At 72.7% G+C, this 20,785-nt stretch carries 14 protein-coding genes and 2 pseudogenes; 10 read left to right on the top strand and 6 right to left on the bottom strand.

The features are described 5' to 3' along the window. Positions 1-37 precede the first annotated feature (37 nt). On the bottom strand, positions 38-1,327 hold the full coding sequence (locus ACN268_RS23000) for an adenylosuccinate synthase (protein ID WP_421484956.1): 1,290 nt from the start codon (positions 1,325-1,327) through the stop codon (positions 38-40). Between the two features lie 123 nt (positions 1,328-1,450). Here ACN268_RS23000 and ACN268_RS22995 point away from each other — a divergent pair, with 123 nt between their 5' ends. Both ACN268_RS22995 and ACN268_RS22990 read left to right on the top strand, forming a co-directional pair. Next, positions 1,451-2,464, top strand: coding sequence for a hypothetical protein (locus tag ACN268_RS22995; protein ID WP_421484955.1), 1,014 nt, complete (start codon positions 1,451-1,453; stop codon positions 2,462-2,464). A 1,425-nt stretch (positions 2,465-3,889) separates the two neighbouring features. After that, a pseudogene (locus ACN268_RS22990) lies at positions 3,890-5,272 on the top strand (MinD/ParA family ATP-binding protein); the annotation flags it as partial. Positions 5,273-5,327: 55 nt separating this feature from the next. Here the strand turns inward: ACN268_RS22990 and ACN268_RS22985 are convergent. Further along, the gene (locus ACN268_RS22985; protein ID WP_421484954.1) at positions 5,328-5,756 is read right to left on the bottom strand and encodes a DUF3151 domain-containing protein; all 429 of its coding nucleotides are present in this window, start codon (positions 5,754-5,756) and stop codon (positions 5,328-5,330) included. A 308-nt stretch (positions 5,757-6,064) separates the two neighbouring features. On the opposite strand from ACN268_RS22985, the gene ACN268_RS22980 reads away from it, so the two are divergent. Continuing rightward, positions 6,065-7,270 carry an LOG family protein gene (locus tag ACN268_RS22980; RefSeq protein WP_421484953.1) on the top strand — a complete coding sequence of 402 codons (1,206 nt, stop codon included), beginning with the start codon at positions 6,065-6,067 and terminating at the stop codon, positions 7,268-7,270. Between the two features lie 84 nt (positions 7,271-7,354). On the opposite strand, the gene fbaA is transcribed toward ACN268_RS22980, so the two are convergent. Together fbaA and ACN268_RS22970 are read right to left on the bottom strand one after the other, a co-directional pair. Further along, positions 7,355-8,377, bottom strand: a complete 1,023-nt coding sequence (gene fbaA, locus ACN268_RS22975; RefSeq protein ID WP_363649866.1) for a class II fructose-bisphosphate aldolase — start codon at positions 8,375-8,377, stop codon at positions 7,355-7,357. 144 nt (positions 8,378-8,521) lie between these two features. Next, positions 8,522-8,905: a phage holin family protein gene (locus tag ACN268_RS22970; RefSeq protein WP_421484952.1), complete on the bottom strand. Its 384-nt coding sequence runs from the start codon at positions 8,903-8,905 to the stop codon at positions 8,522-8,524. A gap of 124 nt (positions 8,906-9,029) precedes the next feature. Here ACN268_RS22970 and ACN268_RS22965 point away from each other — a divergent pair, with 124 nt between their 5' ends. The 7 genes and pseudogenes from ACN268_RS22965 to ACN268_RS22935 all read left to right on the top strand — a co-directional run. After that, complete coding sequence (locus ACN268_RS22965) at positions 9,030-9,242, top strand: hypothetical protein (protein ID WP_421484951.1); 213 nt, start codon at positions 9,030-9,032, stop codon at positions 9,240-9,242. A gap of 103 nt (positions 9,243-9,345) precedes the next feature. Further along, entirely contained in the window at positions 9,346-10,896 is a 1,551-nt protein-coding gene (locus ACN268_RS22960; protein ID WP_421484950.1) for an LPXTG cell wall anchor domain-containing protein, read from the top strand. A 199-nt stretch (positions 10,897-11,095) separates the two neighbouring features. After that, positions 11,096-12,685: an LPXTG cell wall anchor domain-containing protein gene (locus tag ACN268_RS22955; RefSeq protein WP_421484949.1), complete on the top strand. Its 1,590-nt coding sequence runs from the start codon at positions 11,096-11,098 to the stop codon at positions 12,683-12,685. 202 nt (positions 12,686-12,887) lie between these two features. Further along, positions 12,888-14,327, top strand: coding sequence for a 3' terminal RNA ribose 2'-O-methyltransferase Hen1 (locus tag ACN268_RS22950; protein ID WP_421484948.1), 1,440 nt, complete (start codon positions 12,888-12,890; stop codon positions 14,325-14,327). Continuing rightward, on the top strand, positions 14,324-16,834 hold the full coding sequence (locus ACN268_RS22945) for a polynucleotide kinase-phosphatase (RefSeq protein ID WP_421484947.1): 2,511 nt from the start codon (positions 14,324-14,326) through the stop codon (positions 16,832-16,834). The genes ACN268_RS22950 and ACN268_RS22945 overlap by 4 nt, the downstream gene beginning before the upstream one ends. Positions 16,835-16,996: 162 nt before the next feature. Beyond that, a complete protein-coding gene (locus tag ACN268_RS22940) occupies positions 16,997-18,556 on the top strand; it encodes a cell wall anchor protein (protein WP_421484946.1) in 1,560 nt (519 codons plus the stop codon). A 115-nt stretch (positions 18,557-18,671) separates the two neighbouring features. Beyond that, a pseudogene (locus ACN268_RS22935) lies at positions 18,672-19,445 on the top strand (DedA family protein); the annotation flags it as partial. Between the two features lie 341 nt (positions 19,446-19,786). On the opposite strand, the gene ACN268_RS22930 reads toward ACN268_RS22935, so the two are convergent. Continuing rightward, on the bottom strand, positions 19,787-20,164 hold the full coding sequence (locus ACN268_RS22930) for an ArsR/SmtB family transcription factor (RefSeq protein WP_007454255.1): 378 nt from the start codon (positions 20,162-20,164) through the stop codon (positions 19,787-19,789). Positions 20,165-20,221: 57 nt separating this feature from the next. Next, on the bottom strand, positions 20,222-20,761 hold the full coding sequence (gene pyrE, locus ACN268_RS22925) for an orotate phosphoribosyltransferase (RefSeq protein WP_088641922.1): 540 nt from the start codon (positions 20,759-20,761) through the stop codon (positions 20,222-20,224). Positions 20,762-20,785 lie beyond the last annotated feature (24 nt).

The raw sequence follows: 20,785 nt of genomic DNA, 5'->3' as shown, positions 1-20,785 counted from the left end.
GCGGGGCCGCGCACAGCGCGGGGAGGGGAGGCGGGGGTCAGGGGAGGAGGGGGTGGCGGACGACGTTCTCCTCGCGGCCGGGGCCCACGCCCACCACGCTGACCCGGGTGCCGGTGATCTCCTCGATGCGGGCGATGTAGCGGCGGGCGTTCTCCGGCAGCTCGTCCTCGGTGCGCGCCTTGCTGATGTCCTCCCACCAACCGTCGTGCTCTTCGTAGATCGGGGTGGCGTGGTGGAAGTCGGTCTGCGTCATCGGCATGTCGTCGAAGCGCTCGCCGTTGATCTCGTACCCGACGCAGAGCGGGACCTTGGGCAGGCCGGTGAGCACGTCCAGCTTCGTGACGACCAGGTCGGTGACACCGTTGAGGCGGCACGCGTACCGGGCCACGACGGCGTCGAACCAGCCGCACCGACGTTCCCGGCCGGTGGTCGTGCCGTACTCGTGGCCGACCTTGCGCAGGTGCTGGCCGTTGTCGTCGAACAGCTCGGTCGGGAACGGGCCCGACCCCACCCGCGTGGTGTACGCCTTGCTCACCGCGATCACCCTGGTGATCGCCGTGGGCGGGATGCCGGCACCCACGCACGCCCCACCGGCCGTCGGGTTCGACGAGGTCACGAAGGGGTAGGTGCCGTGGTCCATGTCGAGCATCGTGGCCTGGGCACCCTCCAGCAGCACCGTCTCGCCCCGGTCCAGGGCGTCCCAGAGCATCACCCGGGTCTCGGCGATGTACGGCCGCAGCCGCTCGGCGTAGCGCAGGTACTCCTCGACGGTCTCGTCGACGTCGATCGCCTTGCGGTTGTAGACCTTGAACAGCAGCTGGTTCTTCTCGCGCAGCGCGAGTTCCAGCTTCTTGCGCAGGATGCCCGGGTCGAGCAGGTCCTGGAGCCGGATGCCCATCCGGGCGACCTTGTCGCCGTACGCCGGGCCGATGCCGCGCCCGGTGGTGCCGATCCGGGCCGAGCCGAGGTAGCGCTCCACCACCCGGTCCAGCGCGCGGTGGTGCGGCATGATCAGGTGCGCGTCGCCGGAGATCCGCAGCCGGGACACGTCCACCCCCCGCTCGGCGAGCCCGTCGATCTCGGCGAGCAGCACCTTCGGGTCGACCACCACCCCGTTGCCGATGACGATCATCGCGCTCGGGGAGAGCGCGCCTGACGGCATCAGGTGCAGCGCGTACTTCTGCCCGTCCGGCGTGATCACCGTGTGGCCGGCGTTGTTGCCGCCGGAGTAGCGCACGACGTAGTCGACCCGCTCACCCAGCAGGTCGGTAACCTTGCCCTTGCCCTCGTCGCCCCACTGAGCGCCGATGAGCACGATCGCTGGCATCTTGTCCGCCTCCAGAAGGCTCGGGTGCCAGGTGGCGACCGGTTGGCGAGCCCGGGGTGTCAGGCTAACAAGTAGAAACGGCGTGGCCGGCAGGGGTTCACGTCGCGAGGCAGGAGGCCCGGAGTGTACGACGTGGTGCTGCTCACCCTCGGCTCCGAGCGGGACACTCCCGGTGGGGGCTGCGGCAGCGGCGACGCCTGCTGCGGCGGTGCTCCCGAGGCCACCGGGAAACCGGCCGCGCCGCCGGACAGGGAGCGCTGCGAGACGCCGCGCGTACCGGTGCTGGCCTGCGCGGACGCGCTGACCGCGCGGGGTGCCCGGGTGGAGACCGTCGTCGCCCGTTCCGACGCCGAGGTCGACGAGGTGCTGGCCCGGCTGGACGCCCCGGCCCGCCCCGACGGCCTCGCCTGGCCCGACCCGGACAGCAAGACCAGGCTGGTCGTCGCCGTCGCCAGCGACGCCCAGTTGCGCGCCGTCGTGCGTCGGCTCGTCCGCCGGTACGCCCCACCGCCCAGCCGCCGTCCCGCCGAGCTGGCCGGCGACCGTACGGTGCCCGACCTGCCGCCGATCGGCGTACTCCCGCTCGATCCGGCCCGGGGTGGCCCGCACTGGGACCTGGCCGCGCAGCTCGGCCTGCCCCGGGACCCGGCGGCGGTGGCGGCGGCCGTGCTCGACGGCGGGGTACGCCGGCTCGACCTGCTGCGCAACGACGGCGGTTCGGTGACCCTGGACGGGGCGCTGCTCGGTGCCGCCGACGAGGCGGGCCGGCCGCTGCACTGGCGGGGTCGGGTGGAGGTGGACGACGCGGTGCTCTCCGACGGCGCGGACCCGATCCTGGCCTGCGCGATCGGCAACGCCGGCGGTTACGCCACCCTCGACTCGCTGCCGCTGCTCACCGCCGGCGACCCGGCCGACGGTCGGGTGGAGGTCGCGGTGGCCGTTCCCGTGCCGACCCGCCCGACGTTGGGTAGGAAGAAGAAGATCCGGTACGAGGTCCGGCGGGCCCGGGGCCGGGCGGTGGCGGTGATCCCCCGGGACGAGCGGGTGCCCTTCCTCGACGACGGGGTCGAGGGTGAGCTGAGCCGCAAGCGGTCCTGGTGGACCGAGCCCGGGGCCTGGGCGGTCTTCACCGGCTGACCGTCCCCCGCGTCCGTCACCCGGCGTAACGGGAACGGGACGGCCTATCCTCGGCGGGAGGAGTGGGGAGGATCCGTGGTGGACGACAACGCCGACCGGGCCGCACAGCCCGGCCAGCAGCCCGGGCCGGAGCGGGACATCGAACCACTCTGGCCGCCCGACCCCCCGGTGCCGCACTGGGCCGCCGAGCCCACGCCGGTCTACCCGCCGACGGCGTACCCGTCGCTCGCGGCGGAGGTCGCGCCCCTGCCGACCGACGGCGGCTGGACCCCGCCCGGGGACGGTTGGGTGCCCGACCTGCCCGAGCCGACCCCGTCGACCCAAACTCCCCCTCGGTACGACGACTCCCCGAGGTACGACGATTCCCCCGGCTACGACCCCCCTCCCGGCTACGACCCTCCCGGGTACGCCGCCCCGGCGGATCGTGGCGGTGCGGGCCGGACGACCGCACCGGCCGGTGGGACGGGTCCGGGCCGGACCGGGCGGGTGGATCTCGACCTGCCCTTCACGTTGGACCCGTCGCTCGCCGGTCCCCCGGCACCGCCGGCCCCCGCCGCTACGCCGCCCGGACCTTCCACGGCTGCTGCGCCGGCCGGGCCCGGGCCGCTGACTCCGGCCGCCCCGCCCGCCGGGCCAGGACCGTCGATGTCGGCTGCTGCGACGCCCCCGCCGAACAGTCCGTCCCGTCCCGCCCCACCAACCCCTCCGCGCAACGGGAGCGTCGTGGCCCACGGAGATGACCCGACCGAGTTGAATCCTGGAAGGTTCGGGCCCCCGGCGGGGCCGAAATCCTCCAAGATCCAGGAGGCCGACCCGGCGGTCGTGGCGGCGGTGCCGGCACAGTTCACGGGGCGGGGCGAGTCACCCTGGGCGTTGCCGCCCCAGCGGCTCTCCACCGGGACCGACGAGCCCGACCGGATCACCGGTCCGGCCACCGCACCGGTACGCGGGGCCGACCACCCAGCGGCAGCGACACCTGGATCCGGCGGGCGGGAGCAGGTGCCAGGTGGGCCGACGCACCTGCCCGGCGGGGCGACCCACGCGTCAGCCGGGCCGACGCACCTGCGCGGTGGACAGCACGAGCCCGTGGGCCGCGTCGCCGTCGGGCCGCAGCCGTCCCCGGAGGATCCGACCGCAGCCGACGGCACGCCCCACCCGGCACCCGTCGGACCACCGCCGCCCCCTCCGGCCACCGCCGGCCCCGGCGTCCCCGAACAGTTCCGAGCCGGGGACACCGGTCCGGACCGACCGGAACCGACAGCACCGGGCCGGCCGGAGCCGACCGCAGCGGGACCGGACGGCCCTGGTTTCGATCCGCCCGTAACCAGGTCGGCAGTTCCCGGCCCGCTCCGACCGGAGTCGACGGACCCTGGCGGCCCCGGGCTGCCCACCCAGCCGGCATCCGGCCTGTCCCGACCCGAGCCGCCGGCAGTCGCCCTCCCACTGCCTGAACAGTCGGTACCCGGTCTGTCCCGGCCCGAGCCGCCGGCGCCTGACCTGTCGCTGCCCGAGCCGTGGGAACCCGGCCTGGCGCTGCCCGAACAGCCGGTCCACGGGTACCCGGCACCGGGACAGCAACCCGGACCCGGCCAGCCGGTGCCCGGACCGCCGCAGGCAACGGGGCAACAGACCGCACCGCAGCAGGCAGGAGGACAGCAGACCGGACCGCAGCAGGCGACGGGTCAGCCGGTTCCGGGGCCGCAAGCGGCAGCGGTACCACCCGCGCCGGGACAGCAGGTGACCGGCGGGTGGTACCGGCCGTCCTGGCCGGAGCCGTCGGCCCCCGGCGGGACGCCTCCGACGCCGACGCCCGCGCCGGTCTATCCCGATCCGCTCGCCCCGGCCGGCTACCCCGAGATGGGATGGTCACCGGAGAGCGGGATCGCGCCGACCGCCGAGGACTTCGCCCGCCGCCGGCAGATCCGGCCGGCCGAGCCGATCGCCACGATGGGCGTCCGGGCCATGGTCAACAGGATCGGCCTGGTGAAGCTCCCTCCGGGGCAGCACGAGCAGGAGGTGAAGCGGGACATCGAGATGGTGCGCCGCAACTTCGGCGGGCTGCGCCAGGTGACCGTGGTCAATCCCAAGGGCGGGGCCGGCAAGACGGTGGCCATCCTGCTGCTCGCGATGACCTTCGGGCAGAAGCGCGGGGGTTACGTGCTGGCCTGGGACAACAACGAGACCCAGGGCACCCTGGGGATGCGGGCGCAGCAGGACTTCCACTCCCGTACGGTGCGCGACATGCTGCGGGACCTCGGGCAGTTCCAGGGGCCGCACGGCCGGATCGGCGACCTGTCGCAGTACGTCCGCTCGCAGGGCGAGGGGATGTTCGACGTGCTCGCCTCGGACGAGTCGGCCACCGGGGGCGAGATGCTGACGGCGGCGGCGTTCGCCGAGATCCGCGAGGTGGTGAGCCGGTTCTACAAGTTGATCTTCGTGGACACCGGGAACAACGTCCGGGCGCAGAACTGGCAGGCCGCGATGGACGCCACCGACCAGTTGGTGGTCACCATGTCGGCCCGTAACGACTCGGCGGAGACGGCCGCCCGGATGCTCGACCACCTGGAGCAGAGCGGCCGGCACCGGCTCGTCCGGCAGGCGGTGACGGTGGTGTCGATGCCCCCGTCACGCAAGGAGATCGACCTGCCGGCCATCCAGGAGCACTTCGCCGCCCGGACGAGGGCGGTGCTGCTCGCGCCGTACGAGCGGCTGATCGACACCGGCGAGCCGATCCGGTACGGCGGACTCTCCTCGGCCACCCGGGACGCCTGGCTGAAGATCGCGGCGGCGGTGGCCGAGGGCCTCTGACCCCGGTCGGCCGGTCCGCCCCGACGGTCGTCGGGGCGGACCGGGGACGGGCCGGTCAGGCGCTGGCGAGGGCGTCCCCGGCGGCCGGGTCGCAGTCGCGGAGGAACTGGGCACACCTGGCGGCCTCGTCCGCCTCGCCGATCTCCCCGGCGGCCCGGGACAGGACGTAGAGGCAGCGCAGGAAACCCCGGTTCGGGGTGTGCGACCAGGGCACCGGGCCGTGCCCCTTCCAGCCGCTGCGCCGCAACTGGTCCAGGCCCCGGTGGTAGCCGGTGCGGGCGTACGCGTACGCCGCGACCACCTGGCCGCCGTCCAGGGCCCGGGTGGCCAGCGCCGCCCAGGCCGCGCTGTGCGTCGGGAAGCGGGCCGCGACCTCGGCGTACGCCTCGTCGGTGCCCTGCTCTGCGGCAGCGGCCAGCGCGGCGTCCGCCTCGTCGTGCGCGGGCAGGAGGGTGGCCGGAGGCTCAGGCAACAGGTTCTGCATCGCCCCATTCAACCCGCTTCGCCCTGCGCGGCGCGAGGGGGTCGGGTGGGTACGCTGGCTGAACGGTGGAGGTCTACGTCACGTCGGGGACCCCACCTGGTGAACCCTCGGCCCCGTCGGGTGAACCCTCGGCCGACCGTACCGGCCCTGCGGCCCATGCCACCCGAAGATATTTTCCACTACAACTATTGGTCCGGAGCCTCCCCAGGACCCGGTTACGCAGGAGCCCGGCGACCTCGGTCGCCGGGCTCCTGTCGTCGGTACCCCTGCCCCGGTGCGCGGTGGCGGGGTGGGGGCAGGATGGCGGGGTGCCCACCCCACCTCCGGCGGACGTCATCGCGCCGCACGACACCAGTCATGACGAGATCGAGACCCGTGCCGAGTTCGACAGGCACCTGGCCGCCGACAGCCTCGCCGGGCTGACCGTGCAGGGTCTCCGCCTCGACCTCGACCCGGTCCCCGACCTGACCGCCGCCGACGTGACCGGCACCCTCTTCGTCGGCTGCCGGTTCGCCGGCCGGGAGGTCGGCGCGGACCTGGTCCGGCGCGGCGCGAACGTGGTACCGCCCTTCTCCGGCCTGCCGTACCCGACCCAGCCGGCCCACCTCTACACCCCGACCGACCTGGCCGAGGGGTTCGCCACCGCCGGGTTCGCCGGAATGTACGACACCCGGGTCTACGACCACTTCCGCGCCCACGGTGGCGCGCTGCCGGACGTGAAGGAGGCGCTCGGCCAGCGGTTGCACGACCACGGCGTGGACAACGCCCTGGCCGACGCGACCCGGACCTGGCTCGCCACCCACGGGCCGCAGTCGGTGGTGGGGGTGATGGGCGGGCACGCGGTCCAGCGCGGCAGTGTGCCGTACCGGATGGCGGCGGTGCTGGGCTGGGAGTTGGCGCGGGCCGACCGGCTGGTGGTGACCGGCGGCGGCCCCGGGGTGATGGAGGCGGCCAACCTGGGCGCGTTCCTGTCGGCCTGGCCGGCGCAGGAGCTGAACACGGCGATCGACCTGCTGGCGGTGGCCCCCGACTTCACCGACCACGACCGGTACACGGCCGCCGCGCTGGCCGTGCGGGACCGCTACGCGGCGACCGTGCCGCAGCAGCGCGGCCCCGGGCTGGACTGGGCCCGTTCCGGCGGGCTGGCCATCCCCACCTGGCTGTACGGGCACGAGCCGGCGAACCTGTTCGCCGGGCGGATCGCCAAGTACTTCTCCAACGCCATCCGGGAGGACACCATCCTGCGGCTGGCCCGGGGCGGGATCGTCTTCGCGCCCGGCCGGGCCGGCACCGTGCAGGAGGTGTTCCAGGCGGCCACGAAGACGTACTACGGCACGGACGGGGCGAGCGGGGCGTACGTCTTCCTCGACCAGGCGTACTGGACCCGGGAGCTGCCGATCGAGTCGTTGCTGCGGCCGTTGTTCGCCGGGTCGCCCTTCGGTGACCTGTCCGGCAGCATCCACCTCACCGACGACGTACGGGAGGCCGTCCGGGTGCTCACCGCGACCGCCTGACGTCCGGCCCGGCCGGTCGGGACCCGGGACGGCGACGGCCGGCACCCCGGGTGGGGAGCCGGCCGTCGACGGGGTACGTCAGGGTCACTTCATCCGGGTGCCGGTGGAGCGCAGGTGCTCGCACGCCTCGACGACCCGGGCGGCGAGACCGGCCTCGGCCAGCTTGCCCCAGGCACGCGGGTCGTACTGCTTCTTGTTGCCGACCTCGCCGTCGATCTTGAGGACGCCGTCGTAGTTGCGGAGCATGTGGTCCGCGACGGGCCGGGTGAAGGCGTACTGGGTGTCGGTGTCGATGTTCATCTTCACCACGCCGTAGTCGAGCGCCTCCCGGATCTCCTCCAGCAGCGAGCCGGAGCCGCCGTGGAAGACCAGGCTGAGCGGCTTGTCCTTGCCGTACTTGGCGCCGACCGCCTCCTGGATCTGGTTGAGGATCTCCGGCCGGAGCTTGACGTTGCCCGGCTTGTAGACGCCGTGCACGTTGCCGAAGGTCAGCGCCGCCATGTAGCGGCCCTTCTCGCCCAGGCCCAGCGCCTCGACCATGGCCAGGCCGTCCTCGACGGTGGTGTAGAGCTTGTCGTTGATGGCGTTCTCGACGCCGTCCTCCTCGCCACCGACGACGCCGACCTCGATCTCCAGGACGATCTTGCCCTTGGCGGCCTCGTCGAGGAGCTGGGCGGCGATCTCCAGGTTCTCCGCCACCGGCACTGCCGAGCCGTCCCACATGTGCGACTGGAACAGCGGCTCCTGGCCGCCCTTCACCCGCTCCTGGGAGATGGCCATCAGCGGCCGGACGAACCCGTCCAGCTTGTCCTTCGGGCAGTGGTCGGTGTGCAGCGCGATGTTGACCGGGTACTTCTTGGCCACCTCGTGCGCGTACGCGGCGAACGCCACCGCGCCGGTCACCATGTCCTTGACCGACGGGCCGGACAGGTACTCCGCGCCACCGGTGGAGACCTGGATGATGCCGTCGCTCTCCGCGTCGGCGAAGCCCTTCAGCGCCGCGTTCAGGGTCTGCGACGAGGTCACGTTGATCGCGGGGTACGCGTACCGGCCGGCCTTGGCCCGGTCCAGCATCTCCGCGTAAGCCTCGGGGGAAGCGATGGGCATGTGAAACGCTCCTTACTTACCGCTCTCGGCCGCGCTGGCCGCTGTCTTCCGTCGGTGCGCCGGACCGCGCTGTCCACCGTCGGCAGTATCCCGTAGGAGGCGTCGGCGGACACAACCGCCCCGGTGACCGTCCACCGCCCGGCCTCACCGGGCCTCCCGGCCGTCCGGCACGGCGACGCTGATCAGCCAGGTCACCACGGCCATCACGATGGCTCCCCAGAAGGCCGGCCAGAAACCGTCCACCCGGAACGACAGGTCGACCGCGCGCGCGATCCGGTCGGTCAGCAGGAACAGCAGGGCGTTCACCACCAGCGCGAACAGCCCGAGGGTGAGCAGGTAGAACACGCAACCGACCACCTTGATCACCGGTTTGAGCACCGCGTTGACCACGCCGAAGATCAGCGCCACCAGCAGCAGGGTGAGCGCGGTGTTCGCGCCGTTGCGCCCGGAGACGTCGACCCCGGGCACGATCAGCGTGGTGACCCACAGCGCGATCGCCGTGATCACCAACCGGATCAGGAAACCCACCGGTCCATCCTGACACCGCCCGGCGTCGCCGGTGGGACGTTCCCGCGTTCCCGCGCCCACCGGGCGACCTCCGCCACCAGCCCGTACGGTGGGGTGGACAGGCCGCCGCAACCAGGGAGGGACGATGGGTCAGCCCGACGAGGACTTCACCCCGAGCGACCACCTCGACCCGCAGGAACGCGACTTGGAGGCCGAGCCGGCCGACGCGGTCGAGCAGGCCGCCGTGGTCGGCCCGGACGAGACCGACGCCGAGCCGCACCGGGGCCTGGAGGTCGCCGACTGGGACGCCATGGAGCAGGCCCGGGTGGTCACCGCCGACGAGGACGACTACCGCTGACGGTGCGGGACGGCCGACGACGCCCCGGCGCGGCGGGACGACGCGGAACGCGGCCACCGTGAGAGGCTGACCACGTTCCGTCACCCGCCGGAAGGCAGTCCTCATGTTTCGGCACCACCTGCGGCGCTGGTTCGCCTCATTCGTCGTCGTCGGCGCGTTCTTCGGCACCGCCGCCGGACCCGCCGTGGCCGCTGGCGCGTTCGTCCCCACCGCCGCCGTGCCGGTCGCAGCCGGGGCGGTGAAGATCGAATCGCGGGACCTGCTGGTCGCGCCCGGGCACAGCACCTCGGGCCAGGTGCGCATCGACATCTCTCACATCGCCGAGGGCGAGCCATTCCACCTCGACATGGACCTGTCCGAGCTGGACAAGGTCGGCCGCCTCACCACCTCGGGCGACGGCTGGAGTTGCGCCCAACCCGCCAGGCACCTGAGCTGCACCGCCAGAAGAGGCAAGGCGGCCATGTCGAACGAGTTCCCCACCCTGTTCTTCCAGATCGACGCCCGGTCCGACGCGTCGTTGGACACCCGGGTCGAGCTTCGCTTCGACGTGACGTCGTCCGCGGCCAGCGGCACCCGGACCACCACGGTGACCGTCGTCGAGGGAGTCGACCTCCAGACCACGCCGAAGGCGGAGCTGAGCGTCGAGCCCGGCGACCTGCTCGACGTCACCGGCACCGTGCGCAACGCCGGCCCCGGACCCGAACGCGGTGTCGTGCTCACCATGGACCCGGACTGGCTGTTGACGTACCGCGACAACTTCCGCAACTGCCGGTGGAGGGAGGGCACCCCGCTCGTCTGCCACTTCGACACGGAACTCGAACCGGGGGTCACCTACCGCCTCTCGGATCCGCTGCCGTTGCGGGTGAACAGGATCGCCCGCAGCGGCCTGGTGCTGACCAACCGGCTCCAGTGGTGGACCACCGACGACTGGGCGCTGGTCGAGAAGGATCCGACCGCACCGAAACCGCCCGACACTCCCGGCAACGGCATCGAGCTGCGCCTGGTCGCCCAACCGTCCGCGGCGCGGACCGATCCGGCCGTCCGGAACAGCTGGACCGACGTCCGGGTGACCATCACCGGCGACCGGACGGCGGACGCCGCCGCCGTGGGTGACGAGGCCCGGGTGCGGGTCGGTGACCGGGTGAAGATGACGATCGGCTTCCGCAATCTGGGGCCGACGGCCGTGGAGACGTGGCGGGAACAACCCCTGGTGCAGGTCGACATCCCGGACGGCCTGACGGTGGTCGACATCGTCTGGAACTGCTACCCGGTCACCGATGGGAAGTGGAACGGTGGCGACATAGGCGAGCCCGGTGCCCGGTCCTACGGGTGCGGTGGTCCCGGAGACCTCGCCAGCCCCGGGGAGACCTTCTCGTACGAATTGACGCTGCGCGTCGACCGGCTGACCCGACGGACCGCCGGGGCGGTGACCACCGCCCTCGACGGTGACACCGATCACCGCAACGACCGGGCGGAGATCGTGTTCCTGCCGGCCGCCGACGGCACCGGTGGTGGGGAACCGGACGGGGACGGTTCACTGCCGATCACCGGCAGCGCCGCCGCATCTCTCGCCGCACTGGGTGGAGGGCTGCTCGTTGCCGGCCTCGGCGGCTACCTGGTGGCCCGCCGGCACAGGACCCGCTTCGTCGCCTGATCCTCCTCCACCATCCGAGTCCCGTCGGCGGCCCGGGCGGCGGGTCGCTGCAACCGTCCACGGGCTCGACCCGGCCGTTGTGCCGGTTCAGCCGGCCCGTTCGGCCCATCTCTCGACCTGCGCGGCATCACGGGCAACACAGGAAGCACGAGATCCATAGGATTCGCAGGCTTCACTGTCACCCACGGGAGGAATCCATATGCTCAAGCACTCGACCCGGCGTCTACTCGCCGGGCTGAGCGTGGCCGGAGCATTCGTCGCCGCCTCAGCCACCCCGGCGTCGGCCGAACAGGCAAAGGTCGATCTTGGCATCTACTTCGATGACACGACCGTCGCACTCGGCTCCGAAGGCAAGACGAACTCGCCCACGCTGCACAGCTCCGTGCCGGTCGTCCTGCGTGGCCTGAGCGTGCGTTACGACTACACCGGGCTGAGCGGAAAGGTGACGGTCAAGCCGGAGAGCGGGGCGAGCGGTGACTGCACCTCGCCGCAGCAGGGCGTCCTGGTCTGCACCGACCCGTTCGAGGTCGAACTCGGCGAATGGGGCATCGGTGGCTACTTCAGCGTCGTCATCGCACCGACCGCCGACGCGCAGGACGGCGACAGCGGCGACCTGAAGGTGACGGTCAGCGCGGACGGTGCCGAGTCGGCGAGCCACACCGCCAAGGTCCGGGTCGGCGAGGGTGTCGACCTCGCCGGCGGCACCGAGGTGACGCGGTCCACCGCCCCCGGTGGGAGTTTCACCGCCCCGCTGACGGTGCAGAACGTCGGGCAGAGCACCGTCAAGGGTGCCGTGGCGGTCTTCGACCACGACCGGGCCATCCACCCCGGCAAGAAGTACCGCAACTGCACCTACGAGGGTGACCAGCTGCGCACGTGCAGCTTCACCGACCTCGTCGCGGCTCCCGGTGAGAGCTGGACCGCTGACGTGCCGTACCTGCTCGGCAAGGACGCCTACGCCCCGGGCCGCAGCTACGGCTACCACAACTGGATGACGGTGGCGGAGTTCGAGGACTTCACGACGTACCTGGCGCATCTGGGCATCTCGATCGGCAAGCCCGGCGACGGCGGTGAACTGAGCCTGGGCAAGGGCGGCAACCGCCGGGGTCTCCAGTCCGACACCGACCCGTACAACAACTGGTCCAGCGTGGTGGTCAAGGCCACCGGTAAGAACGGGACGGACCTGGCCGCCGTCGGCGACTCGGTGAAGGGCAAGGCCGGTGCGGTGGTCAAGGCCACCGTCGGTGTCCGTAACGACGGACCGGCGTCGCTGGACTTCAGCCGTAGCGGCACCCCCGTCACGAAGGTGGACGTCGTCGTGCCGACCGGCACCACCGCCGTCGAGGTGCCCGACACCTGCATGCCCTTCGACGATGGTGACGCGGACTGGTCGGACGCCGGCACGCCCGGCGCCAAGGCGTACCGCTGCCTCCCGGAGATCTACCTCGCCGTGAACGAGAAGCAGACCTTCTCGTTCGACCTGCGGATCGACAAGGTGGTCCCGGACGCCGCAGGCACCGTGACGATCAACGCCAAGTGCGAGTGCGACGGGTTCACCGAGGACACCAACGCGGCCAACGACGTCACGAAGCTGCTCGTCAACGCGACCGGCCCCGACGGGGGCACGGACGGCCCCGGCGGGGGTGACGGGGGTGCGGGCGCCGGTGGCCCGCTCCCGATCACCGGCAGCTCGACGGCCCTGGTCGGTGGGATCGGCGCACTGCTGCTCGTCGCCGGTGCCGCCGGCTACCTGGTGGCCCACCGCCGCCGGACCCGCTTCGTGGCCTGATCTCCACCGCACCTCCGACACCCCGCCGACCCACCCGGGTCGGCGGGGTGTCGCGTTGCACCGCCCGCGTACCCGACCGGGCCGGCCCACCGGGCGTTGCGCGTCGCCGCCCGCTCACCCGGACCGCTGAGGCCCGAGGAGCGGCGGCCCTGGGGGAGAAATGAGGACGACGCCGGATCGGCCCCGCTGGGATCATGGGCGCGTGCTGCTCACCCTGACCACCACCCACCAGCCGGCGACGGATTTCGGTTTCCTGCTGGTCAAGCACCCCGACCGGGTGCAGGAGTTCGACCTGCCGGCGGGCACCGCGCACGTCTTCTACCCGGAGGCGACAGAGCAGCGGTGCACGGCCGCCCTGCTGGTCGAGGTCGATCCGCAGCGCCTCGGGGTGGGGCGGCGGCGGGCGGCGTCCACCCCGGAGAGTTTCACCCTCGGGCAGTACGTCAACGACCGCGCCTACGCCGCGTCGAGCCTGCTCTCCTCGGCGCTGTCGACGGTGTTCCGCTCCGCGCTGCGCGGGGTGTCCCGGGACCGCCCGGAGCTGGCCGGCTCGGCGATCCCGCTGAGCATCCGGGTGCCGGTGCTGCGCTGCCGGGGCGGCGCGGAGTTGGCGGTACGGCTGTTCGCCCCGCTCGGCTGGGCGGTGACCGCAGCCCCGCTCCCGCTCGACGAGCAGCACCCCGAATGGGGTGACAGCTGGTACGTCGACCTCAACCTGACCGGCACGGTGCGGCTCGCCGACGCCCTCAACCACCTGTACGTCCTGCTGCCGGTGCTGGACGACGCCAAGCACTACTGGGTCGCCCCCGACGAGATCGACAAACTGCTGCGGGCCGGGGCGGGCTGGTTGGCCGACCACCCCGAGCGGGCGCTGATCACCCGCCGTTACCTGGCGCACCGGCGGGCGTTGGCCGGGCGGGCGATGGCCCGGCTGGCCGAGTTGCGGCTGGCCGACGTACCCGTGCCGGACGACAGTGTCGACGAGGCCACCGGCCCGGCGGTCGCCGACCCCAGGCGGGCGTCCCTGGCGGCACGGCGGCGCGAGGCGGTGCTCGCCGCGCTGGCGGCCAGCGGCGCGAGCCGGGTGCTGGACCTGGGGTGTGGCGGCGGTGCGCTGCTCACCGGGCTACTCGCCGACCGGCGTTACACCGAGGTGGTGGGGGTGGACGTCTCCGCCCAGGCGCTGACCGTGGCCGCCCGCCGGCTGCGGCTGGACCGGCTGCCCCAGCGGCAGCAGGACCGGGTCCGGCTGTGGCAGTCGGCGTTGACCTACCGGGACGACCGGTTGCGCGGCTACGACGCGGCGGTGCTGATGGAGGTCGTCGAGCACCTGGACCCGGCCCGGCTGCCCGCGCTGGAGGACGCCGTGCTGGGTCACGCCCGGCCGGGCACGCTCGTGGTGACCACCCCGAACGCGGAGTACAACGTGCGGTACGAGGGGCTGCCGGCGGGCCGGTTCCGGCACCCCGACCACCGGTTCGAGTGGACCCGTGCCGAGTTCGCGGCGTGGGTCGACCGGGTGGCCGCCGAGCACGGCTACACGGCCACGATCAGCGGGGTCGGTGACCACGACCCCGAACTGGGCCACCCCACCCAGCTCGCCGTCCTCACCGCCGTGGCCAGCCAGGAGACGACCCGATGACCATTCTCGACATTCCCGAACTCGCCCTGGTGGCGCTGGTCGGCGTCTCCGGCTCGGGCAAGTCCACCTTCGCGGCGCGGCACTTCGCGCCGAGTCAGGTGCTCGCCTCGGACGCGTTCCGGGCGATGGTCGCCGACGACGAGAACGACCAGTCCGCCTCCGCCGACGCGTTCGGGGCGCTGCACCACGTGGCGGGGGTCCGACTGCGCCGGGGCCGGCTCACCGTGGTCGACGCGACGAACCTCCAGCCGCACGCCCGCGCCGGTCTGGTCAGGGTGGCCCGGGACCACGACGTGCTTCCGGTGGCGATCATGCTGGACGTGCCGGAGGCGTTGGCCTGGGAACGGACCCAGGCCCGCGCCGACCGGACACACGGCCGGCAGGTGCTGGCCCGGATGCAGCGTGACCTGCGCCGGTCGTACGGGCAACTGGAGCGGGAGGGGTTCCGCAGGGTGCACGTGCTGCGCGGGGTCGAGGAGATCGACGCCGCGCAGGTCCGGCTGGAGAAGCTGCACAACGACCGGCGGGAGCTGACCGGGCCGTTCGACATCGTCGGTGACGTGCACGGCTGCCGGGCGGAGCTGGAGGCGCTGCTGACGCGGCTGGGCTTCGTGCTGCACCGCGACGACGCGGGTCGCCCGGTGGACGCGGTGCACCCGGCTGGTCGTACCGCCGTCTTCGTGGGTGACCTGGTGGACCGCGGCCCGGACTCGCCCGGCGTGCTGCGTCTGGTGATGGGCATGGTGGCGGCCGGGCACGCGATCTGCGTGCCGGGCAACCACGAGCACAAGCTGCTGCGCAAGTTGCGTGGCCAGGACGTCAGGCTCACCCACGGTCTGGCCGAGACGATGGCGCAGCTCGACGCCGAGGACCCGGCGTTCGTGGCCGGGGTGGCGACCTTCATCGACGGTCTGGTCAGCCACTTCGTGCTGGACGGCGGCCGGCTGGTGGTGGCGCACGCCGGCCTGAAGGAGGCCTACCACGGCCGCGCGTCGGGCCGGGTCCGTTCGTTCGCGCTCTGGGGCGAGACCACCGGCGAGACCGACGAGTACGGCCTGCCGGTGCGCTACCCGTGGGCGCGCGACTACCGGGGTGCGGCGACGGTCGTGTACGGGCACACCCCGACCCCGACCCCGGAATGGGTCAACAACACGATCTGCGTCGACACCGGTTGCGTCTTCGGCGGGAGGCTCACCGCGTTGCGCTACCCGGAGCGGGAGCTGGTCGCGGTCGACGCCCAGCGGGAGTGGTACGCCCCGGCGCGGCCGCTGTTCGCCCCGACCCGCCCGGACACGGTGCTCGACCTGGCCGACGTGACCGGGCGGCGGCACCTGGAGCACGCCTACGGCACGCTGACCGTGCCGGCGGAGAACGCCGCCGCCGCGCTGGAGGTGATGAGCCGGTTCGCGGTGGACCCGGGTCGGCTGGTCTGGTTGCCGCCGACGATGGCGCCCTGCTCGACGTCGACCGTGCCGGGGTTCCTGGAGCATCCGACGCAGGCGTTCGAGGATTACCGCTCGGCCGGCGTGCAGCGGGTGGTGTGCGAGGAGAAGCACATGGGTTCCCGGGCGGTGGTGCTGGTCGAGCGGGAACCCGACCGGTTCGGCGGTGGGGTGGTGCACACCCGTACCGGTCGGCCGTTCTTCGGCCCGCCGCTGGACGGGGAGCTGCTGGACCGGGTCCGGGCGGCGGTCGGCGCGGCCGGCCTGTGGGACGAGCTGGGCACCGACCGGCTACTGCTGGACTGTGAGCTGCTGCCCTGGTCGGCGAAGGCGGCCGGGCTGATCCGCGAGCAGTACGCCGGGGTCGGGGCGGCCGGGCGGGCGGCGCTGCCGGCGGCTCTCGCCGCGCTGGACTCGGCGGCGGCCCGGGGACTGCCGGTGGCCGCGCTGCGGGACCGGATGGCGGCCCGGCAGGCGGAGGTCGACGGCTACTCGGCGGCCTACCGCGCGTACGTGGCACCCACCGACGGGTTGCGCGGGGTGACCCTGGCGCCGTTCGCGGTGCTGGCCGGGGCGACGGTGACCTTCACCGACCGGGACCACGGGTGGCACCTGGCGTTGGCCGACCGGCTCTGCGCGGCCGACCCGGAGTTCTTCACGCCGACCCGACGGCAGGTGGTGGAGCTTGACGACGAGGCGGCGGTGGCGGCGGCCACCGGGTGGTGGTCGACGCTGACCGCGGCCGGTGGCGAGGGGATGGTGGTCAAGCCGTACGCGGGTCCGGCCGCCCGGTCGGCACGCGGTTCGCTGCTCCAGCCGGGGATCAAGTGCCGGGGCCGGGAGTACCTGCGGATCATCTACGGTCCGGGCTACACCGATCCGGCACAGCTCACCGCGCTGCGTCGCCGTTCGCTGGGGCGCAAGCGGGGCCTGGCGCTGCGCGAGCACGCGCTCGGCCTGGCCGCCCTGGACGCCTACGTCGCCGACGCCCCGCTGTGGCGTCGGCACGGGCTGGTCTTCGCGATCCTCGCCTGCGAGTCGGAGCCGGTCGACCCCCGGCTCTGACCGCCCCGCCCACGGCGGGACGGGCGGGGTGGGCCTTCGGGGTGGATCCGCCGGCCGTTCGGTCCATTCTGCCGCCACCCGTCGGCGTGGGACGCCCGGCCGGGGACGAACTCCTTAGGCTGCGGCGACCGCCGTAGCACTTCCTCAGGACAGGATCCGCTGATGCGCAAGCACGCGACGCGTCGTTGGCTGGCCGGACTTGCGGTGGTGGGCGCATGTGTCGCCGCCTCCGCCGCTCCCGCCCCGGCCGCCCCCGCGAGCCCCGGGGCCTCCCCCGACCAGGTGGCGACGGCCGGGTTCACCACGTCCGCCAACAACGTCACCCTGGCTCCGGGTGGGCCCGGTAGGACGGTGGTGCTCCGGGTGCCGGGCGAGAAACTCCAGGACAGCTACACCATCACCGTCGACTACGGCGCGGTCGACGCGTTCGCCGAGGTGAGCGGTCCCGCCGCCCCGGCCTGCACCCGTACCGGCACCGTGCTGACCTGCCTGGCCTACCAGGAGGACGCACCGGACCTGCTCTCGTTGTCGGTACGCCCGCGCGCGGGTGCCCCGGTGGGTCGACAGGGCCTGCTCCGGTTCACCGTCACCACCGGCAGGTCGGGTACGAGCAGCACCACGTCGACGGTCCTCGTCGGCGAGGCGGTCGACCTGGTGGCGGGTCCCGCGGTGACGCTGACCGGTGGCCCCGGTGCCCGGCTGCCGGTGGGGCTGTCGGTCGGCAACCAGGGGCAGGAGACCGCCCGGGGCGCGGTGCTGCTCGTGTCGGCGATGTACGGTCTCACCCCGTCGCAGCGCTACCGGAACTGCCGTTACGGCAGCAGGGGCGGCCTGACCAACTTCACGCCGAACCTGTTCGTGTGCACCTTCGACGACGAGATCGCGCCGGGCCGGGTGTTCCGGGTAGGCGGCGGTTTCGGTGTCGCCGTGCCCGGCGACGTCTCGGCACCGAACACCCAGACCGGCACCGCCACCTGGTTCACCCCGCAGGACTGGGCGGACCAGCAGCCCAGGTACACGCTCGACCAGCAGGGCACCGGTGACGTGCTGCGGCTGGAGCAGGTCGGTACCCGACTGCCCGTCGGCGCGTCCCGGGCAGCGCAGACCGACGTCGACCCGGCCGACAACGACACCGCCATCGAGTTGACCGTCACCGGCAACCAGCGGGCCGACCTGGCGGCCGACGAGGTGCGGATCACCGCCGGGGTGGGCGAGACCGTGCCGGTCACGATCGGTTACACCAACCGGGGACCGGCCTCGTCGTCCAACGGCGGCCGTGACTTCTACACGATCGTCAAGATGACCGTGCCGAAGGGCGTCACCGCCGTGAAGGCCCCCAGGAACTGCCTCGACGCCGACATCCAGGACGAGGAGGGCGGCCGGCCGGGTGCCCGCGCCTACCTCTGCTACCAGTACGACGTCATCCGCAAGGGCGGGAAGGTGGCCCTACCGTTCTCGTTCCGGATCGACCGGGCCGGTGCCCTGACCGGCCGGACCGAGCTGCTCTACGGCCCGACGACCACGACGGACCTCGACCCGCGCAACGACACCGCGAAGATCCTGGTCAACGCCGGCTCGGGTGGGCAGGGCGGGGACGACGGCACGCTGCCGATCACCGGTTCCCCGACCGTCCTGGTCGCCGGGGTCGGCGGGTTGCTGCTGCTGGCCGGGACGGGCAGCTACCTGGCGGCGCGGCGTCGCCGGGCGCGCTTCGTGGCCTGACCGGCCCCGCCCGGCCGGGCGCTTGTCATGGCCCGGCCGGGCGGGTCCGGTGGGGTGAGTCGCCGGTCGAAGGGGCGCGTGCCGCGACCGGCGGTTCGCGGGCTCGGTATGGTGTGTGGCCGTGGACACAGGTGAGAAGACGCGGGTGGTCGCCGAGACGGTCGCGCTGAACCCGCTCGACCCCAAGGATCTGCTCCAGACCTTCGGGCTGATCGGCGTGTGGGTGATCCTCTTCGCCGAGACCGGTCTGCTGGTGGGGTTCTTCTTCCCCGGTGACTCACTGCTCTTCCTGGCCGGGGTCGCCGCCTCACCGGTGGCCGACGCGATCTTCGGCGACGGCACCCGGCTCTCGCTGGTCGGGCTGCTCATCGGCGGGCCGATCTGCGCGATCGTCGGGGCCCAGCTCGGGCACTGGCTCGGTGCCCGCTACGGCCGGCGGATGTTCGACCGCCCCAACTCCCGCCTCTTCAAGAAGGAGTACGTGGAGAAGGCGGAGTACTACTTCCAGAAGTTCGGCCCGGCCAAGGCCGTCGTGCTGGCCCGGTTCATTCCGATCGTGCGGACGTTCCTCAACCCGGTGGCCGGGGTGCTCGGCATGCCGGCGAAGCAGTTCTTCCTCTGGAACGTCGTCGGCGCGATCCTCTGGGTGGACGGCATCCTGCTGATCGGCTACCTGCTCGCCGATCAGATCTACAACGCCATCGGCGACAAGATCGACAGGTACATCCTGCCGGTCGTGGCACTGATCGTCCTGCTCTCGGTGCTGCCGATCTTCTTCGAGTTCCTCCGCGACCGCAAGGCGCGTCGACGCGGTGAGGCCGTGGCCGTGATCACCGCCGCGACGGCGGTCGGGACGATCGAGGCCGTCCGGGACGCCGTCGAGCACCACCACCACGACCAGACCCGGCAGCCGCACCCCGGGCAGCCCGCCGGCCACGCGCAGCCGTACGGCCAGCAGCCCGGCCACGACCAGCGGTTCCCGCCGCAGACGTACGGGCAGCGCCCGCCGCAGGACGGCGGGCGGTACCCGGACCACGGGCAGGGCCACTGAACGGCGGACGACGAACGGCCGGCCCTCGGGGAGAGGACCGGCCGTTGCGTACGCGTACGCCACCGCGGGCACGGTGGTGGATCAGCGAACTGACCGGTGACGGACAGCCGTCACCACCCGATGACGCCACCCCTGGTCCGCCATCGGACGTCGCCCCTGGACGGGACGAACGGGTTCAGTCAGCGGGCCTTCTTGGTGGCCCGCTTGCGCGGCGGCGTGAGGAGGTCGGCGATCGTGGCGATCGCCGACGGCACCAGCCGGTAGTAGGCCCACACACCACGCTTCTCCCGCTCCAGCAAGCCGGCCTCGGTGAGGATGCGGAGGTGGTGGCTGACCGTCGGCTGCGAGAGGCCGAGCGGCGCGGTGAGGTCACACACGCACGCTTCGCCCTCGGGCGCCGACTGGATCAGGCTGAGCAGCCGCAGCCGGGCGGGGTCGGCGAGGGCCTTGAGGACCCCCGCCAGCCGCTCGGCGTCGGCACGTTCGATCGGCTCGCCGGCAAGCGGCGAGATCTGAGGCATGGTCATTTCAGCCAACGCAGTTCCCACGTATTCCATCCTTCCACCAGCAGCATCGATCCGCCTGCATATCAGCAGATCCGAATCGGCAAATTTTTACGCCACAAGGCCGAGGTCAGCCAACGTATAGGCCGCCCGATACGGCAGTCCGGCGGCACGTACGACGTCGCTGGCGCCACGGTCGACGATCACCGCCACGCCCACGACCTCCGCCCCGGCCTCGCGTAGAGCTTCGACGGCCGTCAACACGCTGCCGCCCGTCGTCGAGGTGTCCTCCACCGCCAGTACCCGCCGGCCGGCCACCTCAGGACCCTCGATCCGCCGTTGGAGACCGTGCGCCTTGCCGGCCTTGCGGACGACGAAGGCGTCCAGGGGTCGATCGGTCTCTGCGGCGGCGTGCAACATCGAGATGCCGATCGGATCGGCACCCAGGGTCAACCCACCGACCGCGTCGTAATTCCAGTCGGCGGTCAGCTCCCGCATCACCCGACCGACCAGGGGAGCGGCCCGGTGATGGAGAGTCACGCGACGCAGATCGACGTACCACTCCGCCTCCCGCCCCGAGGAGAGCACGACCCGGCCATGGACCACAGCCAGGTCAGTGATGAATTTACGCAGGTCGTCGTGGTCCCCCATGGCGATAGAGGGTACTGCTCAAGT

It is taken from the genome of Micromonospora sp. WMMD735 (assembly GCF_049178995.1).
Taxonomy (GTDB): domain Bacteria; phylum Actinomycetota; class Actinomycetes; order Mycobacteriales; family Micromonosporaceae; genus Micromonospora; species Micromonospora wenchangensis.
This window is presented reverse-complemented; position numbering and strand designations above follow the sequence as displayed.

Bases quoted from the DNA above. Each gene is read 5' to 3' on its own strand.
- ACN268_RS23000 (WP_421484956.1), bottom strand. From the start codon at position 1,327: ATGCCAGCGATCGTGCTCATCGGCGCTCAGTGGGGCGACGAGGGCAAG.
- ACN268_RS22985 (WP_421484954.1), bottom strand. From the start codon at position 5,756: ATGCAGAACCTGTTGCCTGAGCCTCCGGCCACCCTCCTGCCCGCGCAC.
- fbaA (WP_363649866.1), bottom strand. From the start codon at position 8,377: ATGCCCATCGCTTCCCCCGAGGCTTACGCGGAGATGCTGGACCGGGCC.
- ACN268_RS22965 (WP_421484951.1), top strand. From the start codon at position 9,030: ATGGGTCAGCCCGACGAGGACTTCACCCCGAGCGACCACCTCGACCCG.
- ACN268_RS22960 (WP_421484950.1), top strand. From the start codon at position 9,346: ATGTTTCGGCACCACCTGCGGCGCTGGTTCGCCTCATTCGTCGTCGTC.
- ACN268_RS22955 (WP_421484949.1), top strand. From the start codon at position 11,096: ATGCTCAAGCACTCGACCCGGCGTCTACTCGCCGGGCTGAGCGTGGCC.
- ACN268_RS22945 (WP_421484947.1), top strand. From the start codon at position 14,324: ATGACCATTCTCGACATTCCCGAACTCGCCCTGGTGGCGCTGGTCGGC.
- ACN268_RS22940 (WP_421484946.1), top strand. From the start codon at position 16,997: ATGCGCAAGCACGCGACGCGTCGTTGGCTGGCCGGACTTGCGGTGGTG.
- ACN268_RS22930 (WP_007454255.1), bottom strand. From the start codon at position 20,164: ATGGAATACGTGGGAACTGCGTTGGCTGAAATGACCATGCCTCAGATC.
- pyrE (WP_088641922.1), bottom strand. From the start codon at position 20,761: ATGGGGGACCACGACGACCTGCGTAAATTCATCACTGACCTGGCTGTG.